The 16,392-nt window shown below is 53.0% G+C and carries 19 protein-coding genes; 2 read left to right on the plus strand and 17 right to left on the minus strand.

The features are described 5' to 3' along the window. Positions 1-154: 154 nt before the first annotated feature. Positions 155-862 carry a glutathione binding-like protein gene (locus V9K95_RS16610; RefSeq protein ID WP_115055119.1) on the minus strand — a complete coding sequence of 236 codons (708 nt, stop codon included), beginning with the start codon at positions 860-862 and terminating at the stop codon, positions 155-157. Between the two features lie 124 nt (positions 863-986). On the opposite strand from V9K95_RS16610, the gene V9K95_RS16615 reads away from it, so the two are divergent. Together V9K95_RS16615 and V9K95_RS16620 are read left to right on the plus strand one after the other, a co-directional pair. Continuing rightward, positions 987-1,889: a LysR substrate-binding domain-containing protein gene (locus V9K95_RS16615; protein ID WP_336441456.1), complete on the plus strand. Its 903-nt coding sequence runs from the start codon at positions 987-989 to the stop codon at positions 1,887-1,889. A gap of 139 nt (positions 1,890-2,028) precedes the next feature. After that, positions 2,029-2,364, plus strand: a complete 336-nt coding sequence (locus tag V9K95_RS16620) for a PilZ domain-containing protein (RefSeq protein WP_337345115.1) — start codon at positions 2,029-2,031, stop codon at positions 2,362-2,364. A 185-nt stretch (positions 2,365-2,549) separates the two neighbouring features. On the opposite strand, the gene V9K95_RS16625 is transcribed toward V9K95_RS16620, so the two are convergent. The 16 genes from V9K95_RS16625 to V9K95_RS16700 form a co-directional block, all read right to left on the minus strand. After that, entirely contained in the window at positions 2,550-3,020 is a 471-nt protein-coding gene (locus V9K95_RS16625; protein WP_336441454.1) for a hypothetical protein, read from the minus strand. Beyond that, the gene (locus tag V9K95_RS16630; RefSeq protein WP_307277325.1) at positions 3,017-3,424 is read right to left on the minus strand and encodes a flagellar protein FlgN; all 408 of its coding nucleotides are present in this window, start codon (positions 3,422-3,424) and stop codon (positions 3,017-3,019) included. Before V9K95_RS16630 ends, V9K95_RS16625 begins: the two co-directional genes overlap by 4 nt. A 56-nt stretch (positions 3,425-3,480) precedes the next feature. Continuing rightward, on the minus strand, positions 3,481-3,954 hold the full coding sequence (locus tag V9K95_RS16635; protein WP_336441453.1) for a rod-binding protein: 474 nt from the start codon (positions 3,952-3,954) through the stop codon (positions 3,481-3,483). An 85-nt stretch (positions 3,955-4,039) separates the two neighbouring features. Further along, on the minus strand, positions 4,040-4,438 hold the full coding sequence (locus V9K95_RS16640; protein ID WP_336441452.1) for a hypothetical protein: 399 nt from the start codon (positions 4,436-4,438) through the stop codon (positions 4,040-4,042). Next, positions 4,438-5,187 carry a flagellar biosynthetic protein FliR gene (gene fliR, locus V9K95_RS16645; RefSeq protein ID WP_307277319.1) on the minus strand — a complete coding sequence of 250 codons (750 nt, stop codon included), beginning with the start codon at positions 5,185-5,187 and terminating at the stop codon, positions 4,438-4,440. Before fliR ends, V9K95_RS16640 begins: the two co-directional genes overlap by 1 nt. Before the next feature lie 6 nt (positions 5,188-5,193). Next, a complete protein-coding gene (gene flhA / locus V9K95_RS16650) occupies positions 5,194-7,284 on the minus strand; it encodes a flagellar biosynthesis protein FlhA (RefSeq protein ID WP_115054997.1) in 2,091 nt (696 codons plus the stop codon). Positions 7,285-7,355: 71 nt separating this feature from the next. Beyond that, positions 7,356-7,622, minus strand: a complete 267-nt coding sequence (locus V9K95_RS16655; RefSeq protein ID WP_115054996.1) for a flagellar biosynthetic protein FliQ — start codon at positions 7,620-7,622, stop codon at positions 7,356-7,358. Positions 7,623-7,624: 2 nt separating this feature from the next. Beyond that, positions 7,625-8,020, minus strand: coding sequence for a flagellar hook assembly protein FlgD (gene flgD / locus V9K95_RS16660; RefSeq protein WP_115054995.1), 396 nt, complete (start codon positions 8,018-8,020; stop codon positions 7,625-7,627). Further along, positions 8,017-8,454, minus strand: coding sequence for a flagellar biosynthesis repressor FlbT (gene flbT / locus V9K95_RS16665; RefSeq protein WP_336441451.1), 438 nt, complete (start codon positions 8,452-8,454; stop codon positions 8,017-8,019). Before flbT ends, flgD begins: the two co-directional genes overlap by 4 nt. Before the next feature lie 5 nt (positions 8,455-8,459). Then, positions 8,460-8,804: a flagellar biosynthesis regulator FlaF gene (flaF, locus tag V9K95_RS16670; RefSeq protein ID WP_115054993.1), complete on the minus strand. Its 345-nt coding sequence runs from the start codon at positions 8,802-8,804 to the stop codon at positions 8,460-8,462. Positions 8,805-8,851: 47 nt separating this feature from the next. Further along, positions 8,852-9,901 (minus strand): flagellar hook-associated family protein, encoded by a 1,050-nt coding sequence (locus V9K95_RS16675; RefSeq protein WP_115054992.1) that lies wholly within the window; start codon positions 9,899-9,901, stop codon positions 8,852-8,854. Positions 9,902-9,903: 2 nt separating this feature from the next. Then, complete coding sequence (gene flgK, locus V9K95_RS16680) at positions 9,904-11,358, minus strand: flagellar hook-associated protein FlgK (protein WP_336441450.1); 1,455 nt, start codon at positions 11,356-11,358, stop codon at positions 9,904-9,906. Between the two features lie 31 nt (positions 11,359-11,389). Further along, entirely contained in the window at positions 11,390-12,652 is a 1,263-nt protein-coding gene (locus V9K95_RS16685) for a flagellar hook protein FlgE (protein WP_115054990.1), read from the minus strand. 130 nt (positions 12,653-12,782) lie between these two features. After that, the gene (gene ftcR, locus V9K95_RS16690; protein ID WP_115054989.1) at positions 12,783-13,454 is read right to left on the minus strand and encodes a flagellar transcriptional regulator FtcR; all 672 of its coding nucleotides are present in this window, start codon (positions 13,452-13,454) and stop codon (positions 12,783-12,785) included. Positions 13,455-13,915: 461 nt separating this feature from the next. Further along, positions 13,916-15,196, minus strand: coding sequence for a flagellar hook-length control protein FliK (gene fliK, locus V9K95_RS16695; protein WP_336441449.1), 1,281 nt, complete (start codon positions 15,194-15,196; stop codon positions 13,916-13,918). Further along, on the minus strand, positions 15,193-16,392 hold the full coding sequence (locus tag V9K95_RS16700) for a chemotaxis protein MotC (RefSeq protein ID WP_336441448.1): 1,200 nt from the start codon (positions 16,390-16,392) through the stop codon (positions 15,193-15,195). Before V9K95_RS16700 ends, fliK begins: the two co-directional genes overlap by 4 nt.

A 16,392-nucleotide genomic window follows, 5' to 3' on the forward strand; every position in this document is an offset into this window, starting at 1 on the left:
AAAGCTTGCTAATCTCAATCTGAGAATTTTGCCCTAAAGTAAAGAAGCTTTTTCATCATTATACCAGGAAAGCAAAAACGGGATCGCTTCCCTGGTAACTCTATGGAACTGACGACACGTCAACAGCGTGGAGAAATGCCGCTTTTCCGGTTGCTTATGCTGCTTTGCGAGTGGCTCTCAGGGCATCGTCAAAACTTACATGTCCTGCAAAGCCACCAGCGGAGACTGCCTGTTCTTCATGCTCGATCGCATGGGCGAACCTTACGCCTGCATCAGCTTCCAATCTTTGGTGAAGTGCGCTCAGACCGGGATAGTTAGCGTAGCTTGCTGTCTTGTGAAAATCGCTCCAACGGGCGATTCCCATAAAGTATGCATCTGCCAATGTCCGGTTATCACCCAACAGCCATGGCCGGTTTCCAAGCAGGAGTTCCAAGTCCTCATGAGCCTTGGCTACCTTTGTCTTACCATAAGCAACCAGCACCTCCCTTTCGTTTTCATCGCTTGCATGTTCAAGTGCATACCAAAGCGATGCATATGCGTTGAAAAAGGTGGTGTTCAAAAACGCCAGCATCTGGTTCAGGCGATCAAAATCTTTCGTGCCCTGCCTGAAGGCTATTCCCTGTTCAACAGCTCCGGCTCCGATATGGTTGAGGATTGCCATGCTTTCGCTGATAAACTCGCCGCTTGCCGTACGCAGAGTCGGTGTCTCCCCAATAGGATTGATCTGCCGGTAAGCCTCGCTGGTAACGGTTTCCGGCATTGCAATGCGCGAGAGTTGATAGGGTTGCCCAGACCATTCCAGCGCGACAATCGAACCGAAAGAACAGCCCTCGGGTACCCCGTAAAAAAGTATTTGTGTCATGATTATTTCCTGTTTTTCCATTCAAGGCTCTTCCGCCTTCACGCCTATTAGTTATTATTATTGGACGATCTTTCGGTAGGCTGCAATTTTGCAACCTATCGTCTACATATGTGGACTATGGGTGATGCGGATGATGAATCTCAATGATCTTTATCTTTTTGTTCAGGCCGTTGAAGGCGGGAGCTTTTCGGAAGCCGGGCGACGTCTCGGTATTCCCAAATCGACAATCAGCAAGCGTATAGCCGAGCTTGAAAGGGAGCTGGGTGCGCGCCTCATCCACCGCACATCGCGCAGTTTTTCCTTGTCAGACGCTGGCCGTGACTTTTTTAATCATGCCCGTGGTGCGTTGATTGAAGCGGAAGCGGCAGAGAATATCGTTCGAAGCCGCATGGCCGAACCGAGCGGCACGGTAAGGCTGACGGCCTCCATTCCTGCGACACAGTTTTATCTGGCAGACTTCCTTCCTGTAATCGCCGGCAAATACCCCAAGATAAATCTGGAAATGCATGCGAGCGACCGGTTTGTGGATATTGTCCAGGAAGGCTACGATTTGGCAATTCGCAGTCATTTTGCACCCCTGCCGGATTCGGACCTCATTCAGAAACAGTTGATGCTCGAACCGATATTTGTCGTTGCGTCTCCCGGATATATTTCCGCACAAGGTGCTCCCGCCACCCCGCACGACTTGATCAATCACTTTGGTTTGCTAACTGCTCCCGGAGCAGAAAACTGGCACCTTGTTTCTGACACTGGCGTGGCGGTAACGGCAAAACCGATCCGGAGAATGATGGCCAATGAATCGATAGCCTTGATCAAGGCGGCTATTGCCGGACTGGGGCTGACATGTCTGCCCTCGTCAATTTGCGCCAGCGCAATCCGAAGTGGAGATTTGGTCCGCGTTTTACCCGGCTGGTCAGCCGGAACTGTGACAACCACATTGCTGATGCCCCATCGTCGCGGTCAATTGCCCAGCGTTCGGGCCGTCGTGGAGTTTTTGTCAGGTCAACTGCCGAGAAGCGTCAACTGACCAATCGCGAGCTGGCATTAGATACATAAACTCGTGAGCGCTCCAGTTCATAACGGATTTGCAATTGTTTCAGAGTACACAATGCCAGATTGCAGACTTCGGTTTGAAACCAGCTTTTTGATTGCGTTGAGTAGTGTCCATGTCCGTGTCCGGCAAATCAGAACAAAGAGAACTGGAACGCAAACGGACAAGATTGCGCTCGGGTAAACTTGTGAGCTTGGATGGACAATTCCTCACCGAGTGCCATTTTCAGGATCTGGCCAAAGGCGGAGCCCGCATAAGGATCATCGGCCAGTGCGACATACCTGAGCGCTTCTGGTTATTTGACGATCAATATTGCGGCGCGCTCATCACACACATTGTCTGGCGCAGGAATCTGGATATTGGGGTGCGGTTTGCGCCCGATTCAACCGTCGCTCCATTGAGCGAAAGCGTGCTTCATGCATTGTCGGGCAAATATTATTCACTCGGCTAAAACGAGATCAACCGCGGCTGATACCTTTGACGATCAATATTGCGGCGCGCTCATCACACACATTGTCTGGCGCAAAAATCTGGATATTGGGGTGCGGTTTGCGCCCGATTCAACCGTCGCTCCATTGAGCGAAAGCGTGCTTCATGCATTGTCGGGCAAATATTATTCACTCGGCTAAAACGAGATCAACCGCGGCTGATACCTTTGGTGTTTTGATCGCGGATTTCCTTGGATGAAATATAATTGAATTGCTGAACCAGGAGATCTTTAACAAGCGGTTCGGGGAAACGCGCATTGACCCCATCGATAATGGCCTGTTTTACGTCCTCGAACTTGACCGCCTCCACCTCCTTCACATCCGAGTAGTGACCGTAAAACTGCCGGAATATCTCATCATTGATGAAAAACGATACCGGTGTTTTGACGGAGGCTTTTACAGCGCTGTCGATCGTATAAATAAGCTGGGTCACGACATAGCCTTGAACGGCACCGTCGATAATAATTGGAACACTGAAAACTTCCGTTTTTCCGTCATCAAGCGGCTGAGCATCATGCGAAGTCACTGCGGCAGTGGCTGAATTTTGCTGGACAGCAAAATAAAGCGAGCCGAGAGCAACAGCGCATATCCATAATCCGATGATGACGATGCGTATCATGCGCCTAGGCCGTCCCGCATTTGCCGCGCCGTATAAGTGCCATCAGCTTCATGTGTTTCCAGCGCGTCGCGGATTATTCCCGTCAGCTCGCTGACAGCCCGCAGATGCAATTTCAACGCTTCACAATTACGCTCCAGCTTGAGCCTCAGACTGTCAAGAACCGGCTGAAGCGTCTTGAGCGCTGGATTATCGACCGATTTCACAGCCTTTCCCAGGGCCTTGTTAAAATCCCGCAATCCACGGCTTTTGCTTGCATTGATATCGGCAAGATCAACAGCCCCGCCTTCCATGAGCAGATCTGTCTCATACTCAATAACATCTTCCAATCGCTGGATGGCGATGAGAACAGGACCAAGCGATGGATTAAGACCTATATGCTGCTTGTTGTCGTTGACGGTTTCCATATTCATTCCTTCCAATCTTTCGGCCGCAGCCGTTCGATCTGGTAAAATACCGGGTTTCAACCCTGCTCTTTCGTAGAAATTGGCGAAGTGGTGCCAAGAGGCTGAGCCACTTCGTTTTTAATTCGTTTGGCACTTTGCTCTTCCAGCATGCGTGCAATTCCAATTCCGCCTGCGTCTGCCATCTGATTGGCAAGGGCTTCGGACATCATCGACTTCCAATATCCCCCTACGATGCCTTCGCCATAGACCGCTTGATTCTCGCCGGTGAACATTGATTCAATGAAGGATTGCAGCATGACGGCTTCAAACTTTTTGAAGGCCGGATTTGAAACAGGTGTGTTTGATTGCACACCCTCGGAACTGACCCTCCCTGCCTGCAAATGGGCAAAACTCTCGCCGGACAGCGGGGTTTGTGCCGCAGCCCGATCAGCAGCCACGCTTCGCAATCTTTCCATCGCTGCCCGCATGGCCTGCGGATCAGCGGCCTTCGTCGCATCCAACACCAAATCAGAAGGCGAATTAATAGACATAAAAGACAGACCCAAACTGTTTCATGTTTATGACACTAGCTGTTCAAACTTGACTGAGGCTTGAGCCTTCATTTGGGGCCTGTCTTTAATTTGCAGCTTTTCCGAGCAACTGGCTGATATATTCATCGATTTCGACAGTGGCATGGTGGCGTTGTTGTTCGCTTTCATGGGATCGCAACCGATCGTTCAGGACATCCAGCGTTCTTGAAATCTTCAACAGGTTCTTGCGTTGAACGGCCATCTGATCCGTCAGATGAATTGCTCTCATTCTGTTCGTTTCCAGTCGTCGTATGATGAGGTCTGGAGGAACCAGATCAGCGCCGGGTTTGAATCTGTCATCCTGCATTTTGAATAGCGCCTCGCTCTCATCCCCAATCGCCACTAATTGCGCAGTGAGACCGGCAATGGTCAGTTCGGACCGGGCCTTTGCCAGTTTCTGCAATCGGATCAAGGCAAGATATGAAGCACGCTTGCTGGTTGCCATCAAAATGTCCTCAGATAAGAGCCGGCTTCGCTTGTGAACAATCTGAGCAGGTCCGGCATGGCGAAATAGAGCAGCATGAGACCGCCAGCCAGAACGAATGGCATTGAGATAAAGTAGACAGGAATGGCAGGCGTCAGCTTGTTGATCAGCCCAACAGCAACATTCACGACAACTGCAAAAACAATGAACGGTGCAGCTATGCGGATGGTGCTCATGAACGCCTTTGAAAGCGTGTCTGTCAGATTGACCATGGCTGTGCCCGGCTGGAAAATGCCGTCTACCGGGATCGCCGTATAGGATGACAGGAGCGCGCGAAACACCTCCAGATGTAAATCCGTGATGAAGAAAAGACAGAGCGCCGATAGCGTAACAAAGCTTGCGATTGCTGCTTGCGGCTCCTCACCTTCAATCGACCCGGCCGGAGCCCCGGAATAGCCGACAGTCATTGCGATCGTATTGGCCATGAACTGCAAGGCCCAGAAATACATGCGGGCCAGCACACCGATCAGCCCGCCGACAATAATTTCCACCACAATGATCCGCATCAAAACGAGAGGAGCGGCCTTTGCTGCTGGAGCCACTTGGGTCAGCACCAATGGAACCACCATGAGCGAACATGCCAGGGCCAGAAAAAGCCGTATCTGAACGGGGATGCGCGGGCTGGAAATGCCCGGCATGATCAGCAGGCAAGCACCAACGCGCGCGAACACCAGAAATCCGGCAAGTGCCGTATCACTGAGCGGAAGCATTAGAGCTCACGAGATCGTTCCAAGGGAGCGGACCTCAACACCCCTGGCTATTTCCACATGGGAAAGAACCGATAGGGTTGTGAACAAGCGCTCGATGATCATGCGGATATAGGGCCGCGCTTCCGGCGAAGCGACCAGAACAAAACGCTCCCCCGCATCGAGATGTTTGCGAATTGCGGTGGTCGCTTCCGTTCCAAACTGTTCAAGCAAACGAGGGTCAATGTCGAATTCCGTGACCTCCCCCTTGGCATCCCGCTTGAGGCTTTGATGGAAAACCAGATCCCAGCGATTGCCCAGGCGCAACACGGAAAGCACGCTATTGTCGGCAAGATCTCCGCAAATCTGCTGTGCCATGCGCATACGCACATGCTCGACGATCATCTCCGACCGCCGGACATGCGGCGCCACTTCAGCGATAGCCTCAAGGATTAGATTGAGATTGCGGATCGAGACCCGTTCCGAGAGCAAAAGCTTCAAAACCGCCTGCAAGCCGGAATAAGTGAGATTGGCAGGGCAGATATCATCAAGCAGCTTCTTGTATTCCGGGCCAAGACGGTCGAGCAGCGCCCGCATATCTTTGTAGGACAGCAATTGCGAGAGATTATTGCGCACGATCTCGCTCAGATGCGTGAGCAGGACCGAAAGATTATCGACAGTCATATAGTTGTCGCGCTTGAGTTCTGCCGCGAATGTTTCGGGAACTGAGTAAGCCTTCATACCGAAAGCCGGTTCGCGCACTTCTTCGCCGGGAACGTGTGGCGGCGGCCGATCTCCGGGAATGACAAGGATCTCGCCGACGCGTAGCTCATGCGACGCCACTACGGTTCCGTGAATTTTGATACGATAGGTTTTCGGCGGCAGCAGAAAATCGTCCGTAACCTTTATTTCAGGCACGACAAAGCCGTATTCGACCGCGAATTTCTTGCGCATTTTGTTGACGCGATGCGCCAGTTCCAATTGCGAGGACATCAACCGCGAAGAAAGTTGCTTGCCAAGGCAAAGTTCGATTTGTGCTGTTTCCAGCGATGCCTTGACAGAATTGCGGTCTTCGTCCTCGGCGGTCTTCTGCTTGATCGCCAGTTCAGCCTGCGCTGCGGCGGCAACCCTGGCCAGCTTGCGGGGTACAGAAATGCCAATTGCGGTCAAACCGATGGCAAGGATAAAGAATGGAAATGCTGGCAGACCCGGCAATATACCGAGCACAAAGAGCAGAAGAGCAGCTACGAAAAGAGCTTTTGGATAGGCGCCCAACTGTCCGAACACAGCCTTGTCCGTCGATCCCCGGGTGCCCCCCTTGGAGACAAGCAGACCCGCTGCCAGCGATACGATCAATGCCGGTATTTGCGTAACCAGACCATCGCCGACAGACAGTTTGGTGAATACGTCAGCAGCTTCGCCGACTTCCATACCGTGCCGGGTCACACCGATAATGATGCCACCAAAAATATTGACTGCGGTTATGATCAAGCCGGCAATCGCATCGCCGCGCACGAATTTGGAGGCGCCGTCCATCGACCCGAAGAAGGCACTTTCCTCTTCCAATTCGCGGCGGCGGTGCTGTGCTTCCTTCTCATCAATAAGTCCGGAGGATAGATCCGCGTCAATCGCCATCTGTTTGCCCGGTATGGCATCGAGCGTAAAGCGTGCCCCTACTTCGGCAATACGCGTTGCACCCTTGGTGATGACGAGAAAATTCACGATGATCAAAATTGCGAAGACCACCAGACCGATAACGAAATCACCGCCCATGACAAATTGCGAAAAGCCATGGATGACCTGTCCCGCCGCGGCATAACCTTCGTCGCCGTGGGTTAGAATAACGCGGGTTGTTGCGATATTGAGCGAAAGACGCATCATCGTCGCGATCAGCAGCACTGTGGGGAATGCAGAGAAATCAAGCGGACGCTGTATCCACAGCGAAACCATCAGGATCAACACGGACAGGGCGATAGAAAAGGCAAGTCCGATATCAAGAACCATCGGGGAAACCGGCAGGAATAGTACCGTCAGAATAATGACGATGCCGAGCGCAAGACCGACATCACTGCCGGTCAGGTAGCCCTTATCACCCAGTCGTTTTACTGCTGCCTGCTGCACGGCATTCTCCTATTGTCGGGTGGACCATAGGAGACGAAGCTTACGCGAAGCCCGCGCGTTAGAGCTTTGGATCAAAAACCCTTTTCAATCCGCGAATAGGTCAGCAGCGTCAGCGTATTGATCTGCGAGCCGACAAAAGGTGCGGTCAGAGCAAGCACTGCCAGAATAACCAGTATCTTCGGCACGAATGTCAGGGTGACTTCCTGAATCTGCGTCAGGGCCTGAAACAGGGCAATGCCGACACCTGCAAGCATCGCTGCACCGACCGCCGGGCCGGCGGCTACGATAACCGTCCAGATCGCCTGATTGACAATATCCAGTGCATCAGCTTCGTTCATGGTCAGCTGATGACGATACCGGCCGTAATGATCAGCTCTGCCCCGCCTTTGAGCTTTGCTACCATGCCATCGCTATAGATACGCACGGATTCGACCACGCCAGAGACTTTGCCATCGGGGCTGGTCACGGTCCGTCCGATGATACCATCCGCTTGAGACAGTGACGAACTTGCCAGTAGCTGTTCAAGTTTGGCGTTCATCTGAACAGCTTGTTCAACACTGGAGAATTGCGCCAGCTGCGTTACCTGCTGCGTTGCGTCCATGGGCTTGGTCGGGTCCTGATTTTTCATCTGGGCCACGAGCAGCTTCAGAAAGGTCTGATAGTCAGCGCCAGCAACAGCTTTTGGTGTATTGGTCTGATTTGTTTGTTCCGTGCCTACGGGCGGAATAGTGGTCATGCTGTCGCCTCCGGCCTTATCTGGCCCGTTTGTGCAGGAATGGCAGCGCCTGAACCACCCGACATGATTTGTGCTTCCAGCGCGTAAAGCGCACGGATCGATTTTAACGCTTCGAAGATGCGGTCATTACAGACCACCTCATCGATGAGCTTCAGCTCTTTCAGCATTTGCTGGTTGGAAAACGTGCCGAGAAGCGCCGTCAGCATGCGCTTGAAAGCCAGGTTCGCCTCGTCCTTTGCCGATGGGTTGATCAGCATGATCTGCGCCGCGAAATAGAGCTGCCGCAGCGGCGTCGTTGTTTCGTCAGCCTGAAGCACATGGCTTCCCAGAAGGAAGCTCACATCATTCATGAATTCGAGCGCGACTTTGCGGTCAGCGCGCAGAACAGCCCCGTTCACATATATTTTTTCGCCAGCGCGCAAGGACACTTTCATGGCATTCAAATTCCGTCGCGAATGGTTTTTGTGATGTCGATTATGCTGTCATAATCGACCGACCTTTCCTGTCGGATGGCTTCCAGTTCCTTCAGAATGAATATGCCTATGGATATCAGCGATGCGCGCAATTCCTGGGGCAACTGGTTTGCCGGATCGCCAAGGTCTTCCATCACAATCATCCACAGACGGGACGTGAACTGGACGGCTTCAATTCCCTTGAACGAATAGCCGTCCTCGTCACGCGCTGCCTCAAGCATCATGATCGATTGATCGAATAATGACCGCTCACGCTCTTTGGCGCTCGTTGCACCGTCATTGATGATATCGTCGTATCGAGCCTGGTACATTGTCTTCTCAAAGTTTCGATGCATGCGGATTGCACGCAAGGTCAGGTCTATTTCAGGTAATTCAGCAAGCTCAGACTTTGCATCTTCACAGTCAGCGCATAGGAAGCATCAATCTGGGTTCGCAGTGCCTCCACCCTGTTGGCGGCTTCATAGGGGTCGACGCCCTCAAGGCCGATCACTGAGCTGTTGAGCACTTTCAACTGCACTTCCAAACGATCCGTTGCGTCTTTCGTTCGCGCCTGAGCTGTTCCGAGAACAGATTGCACGCCGGGCAACGTTGAATTGGCCTCTGTGGTTGTCTCGATCGCCTTTGTGATCACGGCATCAAAAGCACCCTGGTTCAAACCAATATTGGCGAACTCGGCAACCATCGTGTAGCTCATCATCATCTTGCGAAAACCGGCATTGTTTGCACTGACCGAGGTCTCGGCCAATTCGGTTGGCGCGATGCGGCTTTTCATGAGCGTATCGGAGGCAGATGACCAATTATCAGACCATGAGGCGGCATCAAACTCTGACGAGAATGGACCGTCCAGAAAGGCCTTCATATCGTTCGCGCTGATTGTTGAAACCTGAGGATCAGTAACCGGAAAGCCGAAATGGTCTTCAAAGGACTGCAGGACTGCCGCGCGTGCCGGATTGCCTGCTGCATCATAATCGCCAAGCGGCTTTACGTCAGTGTTGACGCCGGCAAAGACATATTCGCCGTTAAAACTGGTGTTGATCAAAGATGTCGCCGTCTGCATCAGCCCTTTTGCGGCATTAGCTGCAACCTCATGGCCCTGTCCGCTACCGCGCATGGCGATGATCGTTCCTAAAAAGCCCTGCGAACCCTTCATGGCATTGCTCAGCGCATTTTGCGATGTCGTCATACGCTCGGCCAGCAATTTATTGGAATCCGTAAGGACTGACAGCCGGTCATGTTCCTTTCGCAACGAAAGCGATTGCCCGGTGCGGCTGCCCAGCGCCAGACCGGTATCAAATACAAAGCCCGTCGTTGCTTCCTGTTGCGCCTTGACCAGATCAGCCTGCGCCTTTGAAATGATGCTCCGGGTTGCGTTTGCAAGGACGTATGAAGAGACCGATTGTGTTTTCATGTTTATGACGCCGCCCGGAAGAGTTCTTGGAACATGGAGTCTACTGTCGACAATATGCGGGCCGACGCCTGATAGGAGTGCTCCAGGTCCAACAGCGATTGCATCTCGGTATCGATGTTCACGCCGCTGACATTGGAAATCGCATCACTCGCTCTGGACGAGAGAATTTTGTTGTAATCGTTCGTATCCGTCACGGATTTGCGCTTTTCCTCAAGCGAGCTGATCGATGCGGCGGCGAAATCAAGCAGGCTTTTATTGTTGCCTGCTGCCGCATCAACGTCAAAAGTTCGCGGTGCGCCGATCGCCCCAATCAGACTTTGCAGCCGATCAGAATAGCCTGCAGAACCATCCGGATTCTGAACATAAGGTGTTCCTGCCGGGCCGCCATCGCGCAATAGCGCAGGATTGCCGCCTTCCGACAAAATATAGGCAGATGATACTTTAAGTGATCCCGCGATTCCCGGAAGGATCGTGGCATCGGCCGGCATCGCCGGTGCGCCCGAATAGGTAAACAGGCCAGGGACTGTCGGTACGCCTGTGCCTTTTTCAGCAAACATGCTGACGAGGCTGCGGGCAATTTCATCCAGTTGCTTTTGATAGGCCGGCGCAGTCTGGTCCCGCAATTGCAAGAGACCGCTCAGCCGTCCGGTGCCATAGGGTTGATCAAATGTGCCATGCGACAGCGGTACGCCGTCCACATAGACCTCATTGCCGCCCGTTGAAGCGCTAAACGCACTTGTCGGTGTAAACGTCACAGTTCGTGCAGATTTTTCAAAAAGCGTGACGCCTGACTCGGCGAAAATGACCATATCATTGTCATCACGCTTTAAGGTCGTGATACCGATTTCACTGGATATCTGCTTTAGCAGGCCGTCCCGTTCATCAAGGTCATCCGAGACATCAGACCCAGCCCTTGTGCCACTGACCACTCGATTGTTGACCGCCTCGAACTTTGCCAGGAGGTCGTTGATGTTGTTGACCGAGTCCGCAATATCATTGTCGGCATCCTGGCGAAGCTTCTGCGTTTCCTGCGTTCCCCGGTTAAGGCTATTGGCAAGCGACACGGCTTTGGCAACGGCGGATTCCCCCACCGAGCTATTGCCAGGCTGAGAGGCATAAAGCTGGAGTGAATCCCGTAAATCGCCAAGAAGGGCTCGCGGTGAATCAGACGCATTACTGGCTGAATAAATGCCCGAAAGGCGATCAAGGCCGCCTTTTAAAGTGTCGGATGCTCCCAGAAAGCTGTTGGCTTCCACGAATTTGGAAAGAAGGGCCTCATCTGCCGAGCGTTTCACCGACATATAGGTCAAGCCACCGGCACCGCTTACCACTGACCCTATGCGCCGCGCGAAATTTGGATCGTTGGCACCCGCAATATTGCGGGAGACGACTGCGGTCTGCTTTGACACGGTATTGAGAGCACTCTGAGCAGTAAGGAGCGCTGAGGTTAGTGACATGCCCTTTGTCCAATTCCCATTATAAGTTCAGCTATCGTTTCAGATTGACCAGCACGTCCATCAAGTCCGCACCGGTCTGAAAGACTTTGGAGTTTGCCGTATAGTTTCTCTGCGCTTCGATCATTTCCGTAAGATCCTGCGCAATATCCGCATTGGATTCCTCAAGGGCTTCTGACGTGATGCTGCCAAAGCTTCCCTTGCCGGCAAAGCCCACCTGAACTTCACCGGAATCGGCACTGGTCGAGAACACATTGCCTGACAGAACCTGAAGGTTGTCGGGGCTGGGCACATCCGCGAGCGCGATCTGGTAGATCGGACGGGTCGTGCCGTTCTTGTAGTTGGCCACCACGATACCATCGGCGCCGATCGTCACGTCTTCAATCGGACTGGGCGAATTGCCATCGATCTTGACCTGAATGGGATTGTAGTCGCCAGCCAGTTGCTTCGTGCCGGAAAAGTCGATTTCGAGCGGCTGGCCATTTGGAACGACAACGGAAATCGACTTGTCCGCCGATGTGAGCTTGCCTGTCAGGGCATCAAAGTTGAATGTCTCGGTTGTTAGCGGAGCCGCTGGCGTATAAGGGAACCCGCCCGTTGCCGATGCATTGGCCTTGTTATAAACGGCGGCTTCCCATTGGTTGTCCGCCGTCTTGGTGTAGTAAATATCCAGAACAACGACATTGCCCAGATTGTCATAGGTTTGAACCGACGATTTGGCGGTGAATTTTGCCGTAGCCGTTGTATTTGCAGGTGGCCGGTCGGCAGCGGGTATAATCTCAGCGCCTGCCGGCAAATTCGCCGTAAAGACGCCTTTGCGGCTCGGGTCAGCGATCAGATCGTTTTGCGAGAGATTGATCTTCTCCAGACCCTGATAGCCATTGGCTACCGGATTTACGTTGCCGTTGGTAATGGGATACCCCATCAGGTAAAACCCGGCAGTATTGACCAGATTTCCGGCAGCATCAGGAACGAACGAACCGGCACGTGTCAGGTAAGGCGTTCCATTGGCATTGCTGACGATGAAGAAGCCCCTGCCTTTCAAGGCAAGATCAGTGGAGGATGTCGTGAAACGCAGCGGGCCATCGTCAGAAATATGGTGGCGAACGGTAGTTTCGACCCCACCGGAATTGTAGGAGCCGCCGGAACTGGGAAGAACAAGCGAAGAAAACTCGGTGCTCGCGCGCTTATAGCCGGTCGTGCTCGAGTTGGCGATATTCTCGGATACCGTGGACAGCCGGTTGGCTTGACCGTTCATACCCGACACGCCGGTTCGCATCATTCCGTAAAGGCTCATTTCCGTCTCCTAAAGCGCGATTCAGTCCAGAATCGTTATGCCTCGATACTTGCGCGAAGCTGACGTGGGGAATCACTGAGAGAAGCTAAAAAAAATTCGATTGATCAAGATCGGCGGCACTCGCCGGTCTTCAGTCGAGATTTATGCAATAGCCAAGGAAGCGTTTTGAATCGATCGGATCATATCCAAGCTGCTCACGCAGTTTCTTGCGCAGCTTGCTGATATGGCTCTCGACAACGCTTTCTTCGACTTCACTATCGAAGATTCCATAGATCGCATTGAATATCTGGGCCTTGTTCAACCGCCGTCCGCGGTTGGCAATCAGATATTCAAGGATACGGCGTTCGCGGCGCGGCAAGGAAAAATCAACCCCATTGACCTGCGGATCGCGCCCGTCGGAGAAAATCTTGATCGGCCCGATCTGGGTTCCACTGCTGCCATTGCCGTAACGTCTACGAATTGCATTGATCCGGGCCAAAATCTCGCGAACATGCATGGGCTTGCGCACAACATCATCGACGCCAGCCTGGAAAAGCTCCAGCGTATTTTCCAGCGATTGGGTGTCGTTGACAGCGATCACGGGAGCCGAGCAACGTTCACGAATTTTATGTGGAAACTGGCTGCGGTTCGCGCACTCCCCTATCAGAAATGCTTCCACTGCCATAATATCTTGCTCCTGAACGGTGGCGACCCACTCACCAAAATCGTTCGGAGAAAACCCGGTTGTCGTTATGCCCTCTCGGGCGAACCATGCAGAATACCCACTCGTCACCAGACTTCGTTCGTCGACGACTACAATCACAACCCCACCTTCCGAATCAGTAACTTAACCCCAAGCACGACACACGTAGCGGTGGTAAGGAGTTGTCGACAATCCCCAACTAATTGTTCCTAATTAATTGGGAGTCGGAATGAAGTGGTATAATAGCTGGACTTGGGGGAAAAGCCGACACGGCGGCTGTAGCAAAGCTGACGCAATAAGTTTAACAAATTGCCAACAGGAAATAAAATTCACGTTTTATTACCGTGTATTAACGTGGTCCCTTATTGCAAAAGATGCGCATGCTAGGAGTCCAGTTTTTGCGCTCGCTTGCGTCATATGTTCCATTACCCGGCAAACATAATTTTTCTGCATGATGTTCATTGCCCGCCCCGCAATGCCTCGCTGCCAACTTCGTTTTTGGTGCAATCATGGCGTGCGCGCACGCAGCCTGGTCCCCACGGACTGGTGACGGCATAGGCAAACCGACAGTCAGGTGCGAATTAAACGACGAGCCCGCGCGAAGAACGAATTTGAGCGCCTGGCTTTGCCGGTAATTCGACATGGTCATCCGGTGCAACGTCTGCGGAAAAACTTTGATGGGTGGTTCGATCTTCCGGCGTATTCTGGAAACCCGATTGGCCCTGATTATTGCCGCGCGCGCCGAGCTGTTGCGGATCTTGCCCGTTAAGATTTTGCTGACCGGCTTGAGGGTTTCCAGCACCTGCCTGCGAGCGGTCTATAATGGATATTGTGACATTGGATGCATCATCCGTAACGCCCGCGCTGTGCAGCGCTTTGCCCAAAGCCTCACGATCATTGGATAGATGCTCGGCCATTGCAGTGCTCGCCGCAGCAATCTGGATATGCATTCCCTCGGATGTCAGGCGCAGTCTGGCGGTTACAGTGCCAAGTTCGACGGGCTGCAATTGAATGACCAGCGTCCTTGCAGCACCCGTGGTGCGATCAGAAACCACTTCTATGCCGGTGACAGCCGGTGAATTGACCGGTACCGCAAGCATCGCGATATTTCCCATCAAGGGTTTTGCCGTGGCTTGTGGCAATGAAGGAGCAGCCTGCTGGGATGTGTTCGTGTTAGACGCCGCAATCACGTCCTGCAATGTCTCCGTCACCGGATTGGGATTCTGTTTCTCCGGTTTTACCGCTTTTGACGCTATGGCAGAATTGGCGCGATCGATCTCCTGCTGCTTTGCGGAGACAAGAGTTGGCAATGCGGGCTCGAATGGGGCTTGTTCGGATTCAGGAGGCGCGGATGAGACGGAAAGTCTGCCTGAGCGCTCTGGCACTTGCTTCGGCGCCTGTTCTTTGTCTGCAAGAACATCTGCAGCATCTGTCTGTGGCGGGATGTCATCGTTTCCCAGCGTCAATTCAGCAGCATCCGAATCTGTCACGGACACTGCTCCTTGCAAGCCCTGCTGGTCAATCAAGGTATCGGGGGCAAAAGCGGTTTTATCACCTTGCCGCCTATCCAGCATTTGCTCCAACGCAATAATTGGTTGCGTGAAAGCACTCTGTGTAAGCGACATGGATTCCTCATCCCTGTGATCGGGCGGGCTGTCTGGCCCAGCGCTTTTTTCGTCACCAGGAATGTGGTTTAAAACGCTGTTCCGGTGTGGCTTGACGGCCTCCAAAAGCGATCCAAAATTAGGTTGCAGCTCTTTGGCTCCAAGCATTTCCTGGAAGTTGCCTTGCGTCTCTTCCTTTGTAGCCCGCACCGGCGTCTGCAACTTCAGCTTGAAAGGCATATTGGATCCGATCGTCATTTCCCGGCCTTTCCAAGAATTGCATCGATTGCATCGAGCTTCTTGCGCGTTTCTGTAATCATCGCATCTTCCGTATCGACGGCGGGCGGCTGGCGCGTCTTTTGCGGCGTCTGCGTGGCGATCTCTGGCGTGGGGATAGTTTGGGGCTCCATGGCAGCTGACGTCACACGCGGTTGTTCGGTTATTTTCCCCGCCATGGCCATGGCCGCTTCAAGTAGTTTTACGTCGCGGCCATGCAGACGATCCTTTGGCAGGCTGGACAATATTCTGCCCGCTTCTCCGGTCTCATCGGAACCGACATTGCTCACAGCAAGGTAAAGCCTTGCCTGTGTGTTGTCGGCTTTGAGCGCAGTGGCCAGTTCTTCCGCTTCCCGCGCGGCAAACCGGGCACGGACCAGATCACCATTAACAATAGAGCCACGGGCGAGGCGCAAGTAAAATGGCATCCGGGCGCCCGGCCAAGCCAGCACTGCCAGATCCTTGATTTCCTCCTCGCTGATTTTGTCCTTCAGCTTCAGTAAGGCGTCGACAAGCTGGCGATATAAATCTTCCGAATATGGTGATCGTTCAAAGCGTTGCAGGTAGTTTCTGGACAGATATAGCAGCTTGTCTTTCTCGCCAAGACCAGCGGCGATGCTGAGACCGCGGCGCAGTGCGGCCTCCTCCAGCAGCGTTCCCGGCGCATTCAGCCGTATATAGTCGAGGCGCTTGAGAGCTGTAATCGCATCAATCGAAGCGAGTTGAGATGCCGTTACCAAATAGATCGAAGCGTTGAGTTCTGCTGGCAGATTTGGCGGCAGTTCCTGAAAGTTCTCGACAAAGCGAAGCGCATCGCCATCTGCATAGGCCAATGATCCGGCGATAAGTTTAGGATTGATCTGATCAGGCTTCAGCGTGGCAATGATGCCGCGTACAACATCAGGATTGCCACCATTCAGCAGATAGATGAAAAGCGCATAGGCATTGGCCGGCTTGTCCCAAGCCTCCGGTTTGGCCTCTTTAAACTGACGAGAAACATGCGCAAGAACCCGGTTGAGCATCGGCAACGCTTCCGGCTTTCCAGATGCTACCTGGTCCTGCAACATGCGCATTGACCTCACCAGAAGATATGGCTCTGGTGCAAGCATATCCGCTCGCGCCTGTGCCTGCATCAAACCGAGCAAACCCAATATCAACACAAGATGATAGCGCCTCAC

The sequence above is a fragment of the Phyllobacterium sp. CCNWLW183 genome, from assembly GCF_037203775.1.
GTDB classification, from domain to species: domain Bacteria; phylum Pseudomonadota; class Alphaproteobacteria; order Rhizobiales; family Rhizobiaceae; genus Phyllobacterium; species Phyllobacterium ifriqiyense.

Excerpts from the sequence above, each read along its gene's own strand:
- V9K95_RS16635 (WP_336441453.1), bottom strand. The coding sequence starts at position 3,954 with ATGTCTATTAATTCGCCTTCTGATTTGGTGTTGGATGCGACGAAGGCC.
- flbT (WP_336441451.1), bottom strand. The coding sequence starts at position 8,454 with ATGAAAGTGTCCTTGCGCGCTGGCGAAAAAATATATGTGAACGGGGCT.
- fliK (WP_336441449.1), bottom strand. The coding sequence starts at position 15,196 with ATGACGATCGGATCCAATATGCCTTTCAAGCTGAAGTTGCAGACGCCG.
- flaF (WP_115054993.1), bottom strand. The coding sequence starts at position 8,804 with ATGTACCAGGCTCGATACGACGATATCATCAATGACGGTGCAACGAGC.
- V9K95_RS16685 (WP_115054990.1), bottom strand. The coding sequence starts at position 12,652 with ATGAGCCTTTACGGAATGATGCGAACCGGCGTGTCGGGTATGAACGGT.
- V9K95_RS16630 (WP_307277325.1), bottom strand. The coding sequence starts at position 3,424 with ATGGAAACCGTCAACGACAACAAGCAGCATATAGGTCTTAATCCATCG.
- fliR (WP_307277319.1), bottom strand. The coding sequence starts at position 5,187 with ATGCTTCCGCTCAGTGATACGGCACTTGCCGGATTTCTGGTGTTCGCG.
- V9K95_RS16625 (WP_336441454.1), bottom strand. The coding sequence starts at position 3,020 with ATGATACGCATCGTCATCATCGGATTATGGATATGCGCTGTTGCTCTC.
- V9K95_RS16675 (WP_115054992.1), bottom strand. The coding sequence starts at position 9,901 with ATGAAAACACAATCGGTCTCTTCATACGTCCTTGCAAACGCAACCCGG.
- V9K95_RS16655 (WP_115054996.1), bottom strand. The coding sequence starts at position 7,622 with ATGAACGAAGCTGATGCACTGGATATTGTCAATCAGGCGATCTGGACG.
- V9K95_RS16610 (WP_115055119.1), bottom strand. The coding sequence starts at position 862 with ATGACACAAATACTTTTTTACGGGGTACCCGAGGGCTGTTCTTTCGGT.
- flgD (WP_115054995.1), bottom strand. The coding sequence starts at position 8,020 with ATGACCACTATTCCGCCCGTAGGCACGGAACAAACAAATCAGACCAAT.
- V9K95_RS16620 (WP_337345115.1), top strand. The coding sequence starts at position 2,029 with ATGTCCGTGTCCGGCAAATCAGAACAAAGAGAACTGGAACGCAAACGG.
- V9K95_RS16615 (WP_336441456.1), top strand. The coding sequence starts at position 987 with ATGCGGATGATGAATCTCAATGATCTTTATCTTTTTGTTCAGGCCGTT.
- flgK (WP_336441450.1), bottom strand. The coding sequence starts at position 11,358 with ATGTCACTAACCTCAGCGCTCCTTACTGCTCAGAGTGCTCTCAATACC.
- V9K95_RS16640 (WP_336441452.1), bottom strand. The coding sequence starts at position 4,438 with ATGGCAACCAGCAAGCGTGCTTCATATCTTGCCTTGATCCGATTGCAG.